We start from the raw sequence: 12,302 nt of genomic DNA on the forward strand, positions 1-12,302 counted from the left end.
AGTCACAGGAGATGACAAATGACCAAACTTGCGGCCAACCTGACCATGCTGTTCAACGAAGTGGGCTTTCTCGACCGCTTCGAAGCCGCCGCGCGCGCGGGCTTCCGCGGCGTTGAGTTCCTCTTCCCGTATGCGTTCCACGCGGACCAGATCGCTGACCGCCTGAACCGCTTCCAGCTGGACCTGGTGCTGCACAACCTGCCCGCCGGCAAGTGGGACGCGGGCGAGCGCGGCATTGCCTGCCACCCGGACCGCGTCGGCGAGTTCCAGGACGGCGTGGGCGAGGCCATCAAGTACGCCGAGGTGCTGGGCGTGCGCCAGCTGAACTGCCTGGTCGGCATCCTGCCGCAGAACGTCAAGCGCGAGCAGGCGCAGGAAACGCTGGTGGAAAACCTGCGGTTCGCCGCCGGCGCGCTGGCCGCCGAGCATATCGACCTGCTGGTCGAGCCGATCAACACCTTCGACATCCCCGGCTTCTTCCTGTCGCGCACGCAGCAGGCGCTGGATCTGATCAACCAGGTCAACGCGCCCAACCTGTACGTGCAGTACGACATCTACCACATGCAGCGGATGGAGGGCGAGATCGCCAACACCATCAAGGCCAACCTGCCGAAGATCAAGCACATCCAGCTGGCCGACAACCCGGGCCGCAACGAGCCGGGCACGGGCGAGCTGAACTACCAGTACCTGTTCAAGTTCCTGGACGATATCGGCTACACCGGCTGGATCGGCTGCGAGTACAAGCCGAAGACCACCACCGAAGCCGGCCTGGGCTGGCGCGCCGCGCACGGCGTGCAGTAACCGCTACGGTATTCCCGGTGGTAACCCGTTACCACCTACGCGAACCAAGACAGACTTACTCTCAAGCAAGGAGACATCAATATGGCAAACCAACGCAACGTCGGCTTCATCGGCCTGGGCATCATGGGCGCGCCGATGGCGGGCCACCTGCGCGCCGCCGGCCACACGCTGTTCGTGCATGACGTCAACCCGGCCCCGCAAGCGCTGGTCGATGCAGGCGTGACCGTCTGCACCAGCGCCGAGGAAGTCGCCAAGCGCGCCGACATCATCGTCATCATGGTGCCGGACACGCCGCACGTCGAAGCCGTGCTGTTTGCCGACAAGGGCGTTGCCGCCGCGCTGAAGGCCGCCGGCAAGGAGGCCAGCTACAGCAAGATCGTGGTCGACATGAGCTCGATCTCGCCGATCGCCACCAAGGACTTTGCCGCGCGCATCAACAAGCTGGGCGCTTCGTACCTGGACGCGCCGGTGTCGGGCGGTGAAGTCGGCGCCAAGGCTGCGTCGCTGACGATCATGGTCGGCGGCCCGCAAGAGGCCTTCGACCAGGTCAAGCCGCTGTTCGAGCTGATGGGCAAGAACATCACGCTGGTGGGCGGCAACGGCGACGGCCAGACCACCAAGGTGGCCAACCAGATCATCGTCGCGCTGAACATCCAGGCCGTGTCCGAAGCGCTGCTGTTCGCCTCCAAGGCAGGCGCCGATCCGGCCAAGGTGCGCGAGGCGCTGATGGGCGGCTTTGCGGCCTCGCGCATCCTGGAGGTGCATGGCGATCGCATGGTCAAGCGCACCTTCGATCCGGGCTTCCGCATCGAACTGCACCAGAAGGACCTGAACCTGGCGCTGCAGGGTGCCAAGGCGCTGGGCGTGGCACTGCCCAACACCGCCACCGCGCAGGAGCTGTTCAACACCTGTTCGGCCAACGGCCTGGGCAAGCAGGACCACTCGGCCCTGTGCCGCGCCATCGAGATCATGTCTAACCACCAGATCGCGAACGCCAAGTAAGCAGCAGCTCCCGTCGTCCCCGCCTAGCGGGGACGAATCGCTTTCCCCGTCAGTACCAGGATTCTTCATGCTTGCCACCGAACCACAAGCCGCCCTGCTGTCGCCTCAGCCCGCAGCAGCCACTCCGGGACAGCTCGCGCCGCGCGCCCTGCTGCGCGACCTGTTTGACACCGCGGTCGCTTCCGTCAGCGCCAGCCACTGCCTGCCGCCGCACCTGCCCGCGCCGCCCAGGGGCCGCACCGTGGTGATCGGCGCCGGCAAGGCCGCCGCCGCGATGGCGCAGGCGGTGGAAGCGAACTGGCAAGGCGAGCTGTCGGGACTGGTGGTAACGCGCTACGGCCACGGCGCCGAGTGCAAGCGGATCGAAGTGGTTGAAGCCGCCCACCCAGTTCCCGACGAAGCTGGCGCACGCGCCGCGCAGCGCATGGTGGAACTGGTGCAGGGCCTGACCGCCGACGACCTCGTGCTGTGCCTGATTTCCGGCGGCGGCTCCGCGCTGCTGGCCGCGCCCGCGCCGGGCCTGACGCTGGCCGACAAGCAGTCCGTGAACAAGGCGCTGCTCAAGAGCGGCGCGAGCATCGGCGAGATGAACTGCGTGCGCAAGCACCTGTCCGCGCTCAAGGGCGGACGCCTGGCGCTGCACTGCGCACCGGCGCGTGTAGAGACGTTGCTGATTTCCGATATTCCCGGCGATGACCCGACCCTCATCGCCAGCGGTCCGACGCTGCCCGATGCGACCACCTGCGCCGATGCGCTGGCCGTGATCGCCAAGTACGGCATCGACGTGCCCGCCAACGTGCGCGCGCACCTGGAGAGCGGTGCCGGCGAAACGCCCAAGCCCGGCGATGCGCGCTTCAACGGCCACCGCAGCGTGACGCTGGCGACCGCGCAGCAATCGCTGGAAGCCGCCGCGGCGCGCGCGCGCGAACTGGGCTTCGAGGCACACATCCTGTCCGACTGCATCGAAGGCGAAGCACGCGAAGTGGCCGAAGTCCACGCCGCCATCGCGCGCCAGGTCGCCCAACGCGGCCAGCCCTTCAGCAAGCCGTGCGTGCTGCTGTCCGGCGGCGAAACCACCGTGACCGTGCGTGGCAAGGGCCGCGGCGGGCGCAACGCGGAGTTCCTGCTGTCGCTGGCGGTGGCGCTCGACGGCCTGGCCGGCGTGCATGCGATTGCCGGCGATACCGATGGCATCGACGGCTCCGAAGACAACGCCGGGGCGCTGCTGTCTCCCGACACGCTGACCCGCGCCGCCGCGCGTGGACTGAACGCGCGCGCGCACCTTGAGAACAACGACGGCTACGGCTTCTTCGCCGGCGTGGACGACCTGATCGTCACCGGCCCGACCCGTACCAACGTGAACGACTTCCGCGCGATCCTGATCGTCTGACGATCGCCGCCCACGTAGTACCGACTGATTCGCGGCGCCGACGCGCCGCTACCGAGAATGGAAGAGGAGACATCATGAGACGCCAGCGCAAAGCGAAGATCGTGGCCACGCTCGGCCCCGCCAGCACCGACATCGCGTTGATCCGCGCGCTGTTCGAGGCCGGCGCGGACGTGTTCCGCCTGAACTTCAGCCACGGCACGCACGACGACCACCGCGCGCGCTACGACGCGGTGCGCCAGGTCGAGGCCGAGACCGGCCGCCCCATCGCCGTGCTGGCCGACCTGCAGGGTCCCAAGCTGCGCATCGGCACCTTCGCCGCGGGCAAGGTCGCGGTGCGCACCGGCGACGTGTTCGTGCTCGACAGCGATCCCACGCCGGGCGACGGCACCCGCGTCCATCTGCCGCACCCCGAGCTGTTTGAAGCCGCGCAGCCGGGACAGTCGCTGCTGATCGATGACGGCAAGGTGCGCCTGGCGATCGAGTCGGTCACCACCGGCACCATCACCACGCGCGTGGCCAACAACGGCACGCTGTCCGACCGCAAGGGCGTGAACGTGCCCGACGCGGTGATCCCCATCCCCGCGCTGACGGCGAAGGACCGCAAGGACCTGGACTTCGCGCTGTCGCTGGGCGCGGACTGGATCGGCCTGTCGTTCGTGCAGCGTCCGTCCGATATCGTCGAGGCGCGCGAGATCGTCGGCACCCGTGCCGGCATCCTGTCCAAGATCGAGAAGCCGGCCGCGCTGCAGCAGCTGGAAGAGATCGTGCGCGTGTCCGATTCGGTGATGGTGGCGCGCGGCGACCTGGGCGTGGAACTGCCGCCCGAGCGCGTGCCCGGCGTGCAGAAGCGCATCCTGCGTGTGTGCCGCCAGCTGGGCAAGCCGGTGGTGATCGCCACGCAGATGCTGGAATCGATGATCGACTCGCCGGTGCCGACGCGTGCCGAAGCGTCGGACGTGGCCAGCGCGATCTACGAAGGCGCCGATGCGGTGATGCTGTCGGCCGAGTCGGCCAACGGCCGCTACCCGGTGCAGGCAGTGTCGATGATGAACCGCATCGTCACCGAGGTCGAACGCGACCCGCTGTACCGCAACCTGCTCGACGCGCAGCACGAGATCCCGCTGAACACGCGCCAGGACGCGATCTGCGCCGCGCTGCGCGAAGTCACGCAGATCATCGGCGCGGCGGCGACGGTGACCTATACCTCGTCGGGCGCCACCGCGCTGCGCGCCGCCCGCGAGCGGCCGTGCGCGCCGATCGTCAGCATCACGCCGAACCTGGACATCGCGCGCCGGCTGGCAATCGCGTGGGGTATCCACTCCACCGTGAGCCCGGACGTGCAAAGCGTCGACGAGATGGTCGAAGCCGCGACGCGCGCGGCGCTGGTGGAAGGCTACGCTGCACCCGGCGACCAGATCACCATCGCGGCCGGCATGCCGTTCGGCCAGGGTGGGACGACCAACCTGCTGCGCGTGGCGGAAGTCGGTACCAGCGCGGTGGCCACGGCTTCCTCCACGCGGGAAGCCGCATTGGCCTAGCCTACGCACCAGCGTCCCTTCCCGGGACGTTCACGCAGTGACCGGACCGGGCGCAAGCCCGGTTTCTTATGTTTGCCGCACACCGCCCGCGTTGCCCGTCTCCAGGGCGATCGGGTGGTGTTTTTTTGTGGCGCAGGAGAGTACAAAAAGGGGGAGCGGTTTTGGGCGCACCCGGGCCGCCCGAGCCCATTGCTATACTGACTTTCAACCCGGTAACTCCCGGATCCCCCTCACATTGCCCCCAGGAGCCTGCAACATGCGCCTCGATGACGAAGCCGAAAGCCAGCACGTAGAAGACCGCCGCGGCGGATTCGGCGGGCTGGGCGGCAAGTCGATCGGCATTGGCACGGTCATCGTCGCACTGGCCGCGTCGTATTTCTTCGGCATCGACCCGATGCTGATCATGCAGGGCGCATCGGTGCTGCAAGGCTCCGGGCAGCAACAACAGCAACAGCAGGCCAACCGCCCGCCCGCCACCGACCAGATGACGGTCTTCACGCGCAAGGTGCTGGGCAATACCGAGCGCACCTGGCAACACATCTTCGAGACCGAGCTGAACCGCCGCTACGCGCCGCCGACGCTGGTGCTGTTCTCGGGCGCCACGCCTACCGCGTGCGGCACCGGCCAGTCCGCGATGGGTCCGTTCTACTGCCCCGGCGACCAGAAGGTCTATATCGACCTGGCCTTCTATGACGAACTGCGCAGGCGCTTCGGCGCCAGCGGCGACTTTGCCCAGGCGTATGTGATCGCGCACGAGATCGGCCACCATGTGCAGAACCTGCTGGGCGTGTCCGAAAAGGTCGACGCCGCGCGCCGCCGCATGGGCGAGGCGCAGGCCAACCAGCTGTCGGTGCGCATGGAACTGCAGGCCGATTGCCTGGCCGGCGTGTGGGCCGCCACCGCGCAGCGCGCCAACCAGCAACTGCTGGAACCGGGCGATATCGAGGAAGGCCTGAAGGCCGCCGCCGCGATCGGCGATGACCGGCTGCAACGCCAGTCGCAAGGCTATGTCGTGCCGGAAGCCTTTACCCACGGCTCCAGCGAGCAGCGCGTGCGCTGGCTGCGCCGCGGCATCGACTCGGGCGACATCCGCAAGTGCGATACCTTCGCCGCGCGCGAGCCCTGAAGCCTCGGCCCACGGGGGCACCGAACGTAGGAGGGGTGCAGCGATGCGACGCTTGCGTTGTCCCGCGCCCGCTTCCGTGTCTGCCCATGCTGTCGCTGGCGGCCTTTGCCTCGATCGATTGGGGACATGGCGAGGTCACGCTGGAGCGCTTCGACGGCTTCAGCTCGGTGCGCACCGATGCCGAGGTCGCGCCGGGCCACACCACCGGCGCTGCGATGGCACGGCTGACGGAACTGGTGCGCGGGCTCGGGCCGAAGTATGACGTGCGACATGAGACGCGCGCAGGCTATCGCAGCCGTGGGCGTGCAATCAGCGCAGTCGGGTAATCGGGTAAGGGGAGAAAAACGCCTGCCAGGCTAAGAGAGAAGGAGGAGGAGGTCGGCCGGGCAGGCGGGAGAGAAAACGTGCGGCCACCGTGGTGGCCGCTTCAGGTCGGGTGAAGACCGGAAAGGTCAGGCGTTCGGCTGCGCAGCTCAGACGCGATAGCCGTACAGCGAGCCGTCACCGGTGCGCGAGTTGTCGAGCGCACGGTCAGCGATATCGCCGCTGAAGGTGTGCGTCCCTTCGCTGAAGGTATCGAACTTGCCTTGCTTGGAGATCTCGCCGCTGAAGCTATGCGTGCCTTCGGTGAAGGTGTCGAACTTGCCACCCTGGCGCGAGCCTTCCGAATACACATCGAAGCGGCCGGTGCGGGCGCCATCGGTGTATGTATCGAACTTGCCTTGCTTGGCGCCGTCCGTGTACACGTCGTACTTGCCGGCGCGCAGCGCATCGGCATACACATCAAACTTGCCGACCTTGCTGGTGGCGGGGGCAGCCAACGCCGCAGCGGACGCGGCCACTGCCGCGAACACAAGCGCGCCGCCAAGGATACGTCTGGCGATCATTTCGGGACTCCTTCAACTGATTTCGTCTGTCTTATTTTTTGGCCGGGGTGAAACTCCGACCGCCCGGCAATCTATGTTGCGATGCGAGCACGGACTGAAGATTAGTCACAGTGTGCGCAAGCAGAAATGCCGCTGCGACGAATGGTGCGTTGCGAGTCGTGAAACGACTCGCTTGCCGATGAACGGTGTCCACGGATCGCCAGTTGCACGCGCGCGGCGCGGCGTGCGAGTAGCCCGTGCTGCACGCCCTGCCAGGCCAGCTCGGGCGCGCCGGCGCTCAGAGCGTGTACTGGCCGCTGGCTTCCGGCTGGAAAGCGATCTCCCCGATCGTCACCTGCTGCTCGCGGCCGTCCGGCAGGCGGTAGCCCACGGTCTGTCCGGCACGTGCGCCCAGCAACGCCTGGCCCACCGGCGACAGCACCGACAGCAGCCCGGCGTCGAAATCGGCCGCATCCGGGTAGACCAGGGTCCAATTGCGCGGCGACGGATCGCCCGGCAGCGTGCACACCAGCCGGGAGTTCATGGTGACCACATCGGTCGGGATTTCGTCCGGCGCGACGATGGTGGCACGCGCCAGCAGGCTGTCGAGCATGTCCTCGAGCTGCGCCGAGCCGGCGCGGCTGGCGATGCGCTCCAGGCGCGTGATGTCGAGTTCGGTCAGGTACAGCGACGGCGTCGCCACCTGGGTGGATTGCGTGGATTTGGCGGATTGCTTCTTGGTGGGCTTCATGGCGGATCCTCCGGCAGTCATGGATTGGCGCGGCCCGGCCGCATGACAAGTGGCAGGCGGCAGCGCGGTCGGGTCTTGGCTTTGCGCAGCAGCGCAGATATCAACGGTTGCTGCGACGGCGTGTCAGCCGGCGGCAACCATGGAGAGGCTGGCTCGGGCCCGGTTCGGCCCGGGCCCCGTGTGGGGGAGAGTCAGGCTGGGAACCGGGCGGATGCAGGCGGTGCGCTGATCCGGCGGGGAGACATGGCGAACGCGCGCGCGCGCGGGCGGCCGGTCCGCTGCAGGCGGACAGGCGCGTCGGTCATCGGCGTCAAGCGTTCGTTCACGATCATGCGGAAAAGATTGATGTGTGGCGGCGATCTGGTCACAAGGCCGGCAAGGTAAGTCGTCGCTTACTATGCAAGGCGCCGCCGGGGCTCGTGCACCGCTGTGGTGCGATCACGGTGACAGCCATCGTAGCACAGCGGTGCGGGCGCGTACCTCACCCATTGGCGGCATGCCCGGCATCGTGCGTGCCAGCATGGCATTCGCAGGCGGCCCCGGCGGCGGCCTGCTGCAGGTTCTGCAGGATGCCGCATTCGCTGGCGGGCTGGTGGTGGTGATGGTGGCAGGTCTCGCGCAGTGCGCGCAGCTGCCCTTCCAGCACTTCAAGCGCCACCCGCTGCGCATGGATCTGCGCGATCTGGCGGTCCAGCAGCGAGTTGATATCGTCGCAGTCCTGCGACGGGTTGCGCTCGAACTCGCGCAGCCTGCGCACGTCCGACAGGCTCATGCCGAGCGAGCGGCAATGGCGCACGAAGTTCAGCTGCACCAGATGGCCGTCGTCATAGCGCCGGTAGCCATTGGCCTCGCGCCGCGGGGCGTCGAGCAGCCCCTCGCGTTCGTAATAGCGGATGGTCTCGATATCGCAGCCGCTGGTACGGGAAAGTTCGCCGATACGCATGGTGGAAATCCTGTCATGGATGGCCAAATCCCTGTAGTCGCTCCAGGGTTTTGCTTAGTGTAGGGCAGTCTGGGCAACCTTGCAGCGGCGTGCGCCAGCCGGCGCCGTCGTCATGGCGCATCCTGTAGAATCCCTCAACACCTACCGATAAGTCGTCCCCCAATTGCGTTCGCTCCGGCTTTTCCTGCTGGTCATGATGCTGGCCTTCCTGCCCCTTCCGGGCTGGGCGGGCGCGCTCGCGCATGCCGCGGGTACGATCGGCGACGGGCTGGCGGCGTCCGCCACCGCACCGGCGGCAAGCGCGTCCGAAGACATGGCCGGCGATGCCGTGCAAGCTGAGCAGCCCGCCCTCGCGGAATCTGCGCCTGCCCCCGAATCCCCCGAGCCGCAACCGCAGCCCGGCGGCGACCTTGCCGAGCAGCTGCTGCCGGCATCTCCGCTGCGCCTCGCAGCGTGGGCGGGCCGCACCGGCCCGCCGCGCTACGCCGGCGACCCGCTGCCCGAACCCGACCTGCCGCTGCTGCCCCGCCCGCCGCGCGCCTGAGCGTGCGTGGCCGCGGTTGTCCGCGTCCGCCGTTTTTTGCGCGCCGTGCCGTGGGTGCGGTGCGCGCTTGCGGCTTGTCCGCATCCCTGCTGTAGTTGCCCCACCGTTGCTCGACTTCGATTGCACTCGACTGCATTCCACACACACATGAAACGCGTACTGCTTTTCCTGGCGACCAACATCGCCGTCATGATCGTCCTCAGCATCACCGCCAGCGTGCTCGGCGTGAACCGGTTCCTGACCGCCAACGGCCTGAACCTGGGCATGCTGCTGGCTTTTGCGGCGCTGATGGGCTTTGGCGGCTCCTTTATCTCGCTGCTGATGTCCAAGACCATCGCCAAGTGGTCCACCGGCGCGCAGGTCATCACCCACCCGAGCACCAGCACCGAGCTGTGGCTGGTGCAGACGGTAGAAAAGCTGGCGCAGCGCGCCGGCCTGCCCATGCCCGAAGTGGCCATCTACGACGGCGAGCCCAACGCCTTCGCCACCGGCGCGACCAAGAACAGCTCGCTGGTGGCGGTGTCCACCGGTTTGCTGCAATCGATGTCGCACGAGGAAGTGGAGGCGGTGCTGGCGCACGAGGTCGCCCACGTGGCCAACGGTGACATGGTCACGCTGACGCTGATCCAGGGCGTGGTCAACACCTTCGTCATCTTCCTCGCGCGCGTGGTCGGCTACTTCGTCGATTCGATGCTGCGCAAGAACGACGAGGAATCGAGCGGCCCGGGCATCGGCTACATGGTGACCGTGATCGTCTGCGAGATCGTGTTTGGCATCCTGGCCAGCATCATCGTGGCGTGGTTCTCGCGCCAGCGCGAATTCCGCGCCGATGCCGGCGCCTCGGGCCTGATGGGGTCGCCCACGCCGATGGTCTCGGCGTTGCGCCGCCTGGGCGGCCTGGAGCCGGACGGACTGCCGCAGAACATGCAGGCCATGGGCATTGCCGGCGGCAAGTCGTGGATGGCGCTGTTCTCGAGCCATCCGCCGATCGAGGAACGCATTGCCGCGCTGCAGTCGGCGCGCTGACCTGAGGCTGGCCTCGCAAGCGGGGCTAGTCGAACACCCTGCCGCGCAGTGCCTTGACCTGGCTGCGCTGGCTCTTGCCTTCCAGCCTGCGCTGGCGCGATGCCAGCGTCGGCCGCGTGGCACGCCGCACGCGCGGCGGCGCGGCCACGCTGCGCACCAGCTCATGCAGGCGCCGCACCGCTTCGTCGCGGTTCTGCTCGAGGCTGCGGAATTGCTGCGCCTTGATCACCACCACGCCGTCGCGCGTGATGCGGTGATCGTGCAAGGCCAGAAGTCGTTCCTTGTGGTCAGGCTGCAGCGACGATGCCCGCACGTCGTAGCGCAGGTGCACGGCGTTCGATACCTTGTTGATGTTTTGCCCGCCCGCGCCTTGCGCGCGGATCGCGGTGATCAGGTATTCGTGGTGGGGAATGACTAACTCATCGACCATGGCTGCATCATAACAAGCCGGCCACGCACCGTGCCCGCGCTAGTGCCATGCATAAGCCAGGCCGATGCCTGCGCGTCCCGCGCTGCGTGACGATGGTCACGCGCAGGCTTATGTACGTCTCCAGCAACGGTTTCTTCGTCGCCCATCCGCCCGTGCCGCCGGCACGCGCGACGTCAGGAGTGACGAGAAATTTGCCGCGGTCGTCCCACCCGCCTGGCGCGAAGCGACGCCCCAGGAGATGTTCAGTCGCGGTTCCGGCACGCTGCGCGACGTCTCTACGCTGCCAAGAACGCGGGCCGAAACCGGGTAGTCAGCGACGGCCGCGTGCCTCAGCCGATGAGCGATAGCGGGCCCACCCTGCGCCGACGGCCTGAGTGCCGCGAGAACGTGGCTGTTCTGTTCGTTCAGCAGTTCATTCGCGGAAAAGCGGGAATCCGGATGGGATTGGCGCGCCCGGCTGGGATCGAACCAGCAACCCCTGCCTTCGGAGGGCAGTACTCTATCCATTGAGCTACGGGCGCACAGAGACGGTTTTTCAACCGGTATTGCGGGTACAGCGGTGCAGCGCGCGAATGCCGCCGCAGGAAAGTCGCATAGGATACCGCGTTTGCCCCGCGCCGTCCATGCGGGGCACTCCGGAGGATCCGCAATACGTCTCGCAACCGCCGCTTTTGGCACTGGCGCAGGGTGGAATGGGGCTATAATCGCCAGCTATTTGCGTCAAACCGTGCCCCTCACGCAGTCGACCAGGATCAAGGCTTTGCGGCCTGGATTCGGCGACAATCCGGGGCCCGGCCCGGGAGACAGTCCGAAGTGCGCAAATGGCGACAGACCCAAGTCAGGCAATGGCCACGAGGCAGCAGCATGGGGCGGACTTCTGTCGGGCCCCTTGCGGGCCAGCTAGTGGTCAGACGAGGGCCAGATAAAGCAAGCCGAGGGTGAGCGGCAAGAAGGTTTCCTGCAAAACTGAGAGTTCTGTATGAGCGACGTCCACAACGAACACCACGAACACGAGTCTCCCATCAAGACACCGAAGCAGCTGATCGCTGTGGTGATCGCGGCTTTCCTGGTACCGATCATCGTGATCGCCCTGCTGGTCAACTTTGTGGGACACGGCTCCACTGAAAGTGCCGGCGCTGTCACCACCGCGGAAGCCGTCAACGACCGCATCAAGCCGGTCGCGTTGCTCGAAATCAAGGATCCCAACGCACCGCGCGTGTTCAAGACCGGCGAACAGGTCTACAAGGAAATCTGCGCCGCCTGCCACGCCACCGGCGCGGCGGGGGCGCCCAAGTACGGTACTGCCGGCGACTGGAGCGCGCGTATCGGCCAGGGCTTCGACGGCCTGATGAAGTCGGTGCTGGCCGGCAAGGGCGCAATGCCGCCGCGCGCCGGCAGCACACCTGACGACTACACCGATTACGAACTGGCCCGCGCCGTGGTCTACATGGCTGACGCCGGTGGCGCCAAGTTCCCCGAGCCGCCCGCACCGGCTGCCGCGGCACCGGCCACCGCCGCGGCGCCCGAGGCCGGTGCCGCGCCGGCTGCTGCCGCTGCGCCGGCACCGGCCGCACTGGCTGCTGCTCCGGCTGCTCCGGCGGCCGCGGCACCGGCTGCTGCGTCGGCCGACGTTGGCAAGAAGGTCTATGACCAGGTCTGTGCCGCCTGCCACGCCGCCGGCGTGGCCGGTGCGCCCAAGTTCGGCGACAAGGCCGCCTGGGCGCCGCGCCTGAAGGAAGGCATGGACACGGTCCACAACTACGCGCTGAAGGGCAAGGGCGTGATGCCGCCCAAGGGTGGCTACGCCGGCCCGGACGCCGACGTGATCGCCGCGTCGGACTACATGGCGAACGCTGCCAAGTAAGACACGACTGCGCCGCAGACA

13 protein-coding genes and 1 tRNA gene are annotated in these 12,302 nt (G+C 67.4%); 9 read left to right on the forward strand and 5 right to left on the reverse strand.

The window, feature by feature from the left end; genetic code table 11:
* Positions 1-18: 18 nt before the first annotated feature.
* From hyi to J8I82_RS24260, 6 genes are all read left to right on the forward strand, one after another.
* A complete protein-coding gene (hyi, locus tag J8I82_RS24235) occupies positions 19-801 on the forward strand; it encodes a hydroxypyruvate isomerase (RefSeq protein WP_209761399.1) in 783 nt (260 codons plus the stop codon).
* An 81-nt stretch (positions 802-882) separates the two neighbouring features.
* Positions 883-1,803, forward strand: a complete 921-nt coding sequence (locus tag J8I82_RS24240; protein WP_209761400.1) for a 2-hydroxy-3-oxopropionate reductase — start codon at positions 883-885, stop codon at positions 1,801-1,803.
* Between the two features lie 67 nt (positions 1,804-1,870).
* A complete protein-coding gene (locus tag J8I82_RS24245) occupies positions 1,871-3,193 on the forward strand; it encodes a glycerate kinase type-2 family protein (RefSeq protein WP_209761401.1) in 1,323 nt (440 codons plus the stop codon).
* 74 nt (positions 3,194-3,267) lie between these two features.
* A complete protein-coding gene (pyk, locus tag J8I82_RS24250) occupies positions 3,268-4,731 on the forward strand; it encodes a pyruvate kinase (RefSeq protein ID WP_209761402.1) in 1,464 nt (487 codons plus the stop codon).
* Between the two features lie 256 nt (positions 4,732-4,987).
* A complete protein-coding gene (gene ypfJ, locus J8I82_RS24255) occupies positions 4,988-5,857 on the forward strand; it encodes a KPN_02809 family neutral zinc metallopeptidase (protein WP_209761403.1) in 870 nt (289 codons plus the stop codon).
* Positions 5,858-5,943: 86 nt separating this feature from the next.
* Positions 5,944-6,183 carry a hypothetical protein gene (locus J8I82_RS24260; RefSeq protein WP_245180041.1) on the forward strand — a complete coding sequence of 80 codons (240 nt, stop codon included), beginning with the start codon at positions 5,944-5,946 and terminating at the stop codon, positions 6,181-6,183.
* A gap of 147 nt (positions 6,184-6,330) precedes the next feature.
* On the opposite strand, the gene J8I82_RS24265 is transcribed toward J8I82_RS24260, so the two are convergent.
* The 3 genes from J8I82_RS24265 to J8I82_RS24275 form a co-directional block, all read right to left on the reverse strand.
* Positions 6,331-6,744 (reverse strand): hypothetical protein, encoded by a 414-nt coding sequence (locus J8I82_RS24265; protein ID WP_209761404.1) that lies wholly within the window; start codon positions 6,742-6,744, stop codon positions 6,331-6,333.
* Between the two features lie 277 nt (positions 6,745-7,021).
* Complete coding sequence (gene rnk, locus J8I82_RS24270) at positions 7,022-7,474, reverse strand: nucleoside diphosphate kinase regulator (RefSeq protein WP_209761405.1); 453 nt, start codon at positions 7,472-7,474, stop codon at positions 7,022-7,024.
* A 481-nt stretch (positions 7,475-7,955) separates the two neighbouring features.
* Positions 7,956-8,417 (reverse strand): Cd(II)/Pb(II)-responsive transcriptional regulator, encoded by a 462-nt coding sequence (locus tag J8I82_RS24275; RefSeq protein ID WP_209761406.1) that lies wholly within the window; start codon positions 8,415-8,417, stop codon positions 7,956-7,958.
* 163 nt (positions 8,418-8,580) lie between these two features.
* On the opposite strand from J8I82_RS24275, the gene J8I82_RS24280 reads away from it, so the two are divergent.
* Positions 8,581-8,961 carry a hypothetical protein gene (locus J8I82_RS24280; RefSeq protein WP_245180042.1) on the forward strand — a complete coding sequence of 127 codons (381 nt, stop codon included), beginning with the start codon at positions 8,581-8,583 and terminating at the stop codon, positions 8,959-8,961.
* Positions 8,962-9,108: 147 nt separating this feature from the next.
* Positions 9,109-9,987 (forward strand): protease HtpX, encoded by an 879-nt coding sequence (gene htpX, locus J8I82_RS24285; protein ID WP_135706121.1) that lies wholly within the window; start codon positions 9,109-9,111, stop codon positions 9,985-9,987.
* A gap of 25 nt (positions 9,988-10,012) precedes the next feature.
* Here htpX and arfB read toward each other — a convergent pair whose 3' ends face one another.
* Both arfB and J8I82_RS24295 read right to left on the reverse strand, forming a co-directional pair.
* Positions 10,013-10,417, reverse strand: coding sequence for an alternative ribosome rescue aminoacyl-tRNA hydrolase ArfB (gene arfB / locus J8I82_RS24290; RefSeq protein WP_209761407.1), 405 nt, complete (start codon positions 10,415-10,417; stop codon positions 10,013-10,015).
* Positions 10,418-10,862: 445 nt separating this feature from the next.
* Positions 10,863-10,938, reverse strand: a tRNA-Arg gene (locus J8I82_RS24295).
* A 458-nt stretch (positions 10,939-11,396) separates the two neighbouring features.
* Here J8I82_RS24295 and J8I82_RS24300 point away from each other — a divergent pair.
* Complete coding sequence (locus tag J8I82_RS24300; RefSeq protein WP_209761408.1) at positions 11,397-12,281, forward strand: c-type cytochrome; 885 nt, start codon at positions 11,397-11,399, stop codon at positions 12,279-12,281.
* Positions 12,282-12,302: the final 21 nt, after the last annotated feature.

The sequence above is a fragment of the Cupriavidus consociatus genome (assembly GCF_017814975.1).
GTDB classification, from domain to species: Bacteria; Pseudomonadota; Gammaproteobacteria; order Burkholderiales; family Burkholderiaceae; genus Cupriavidus; species Cupriavidus consociatus.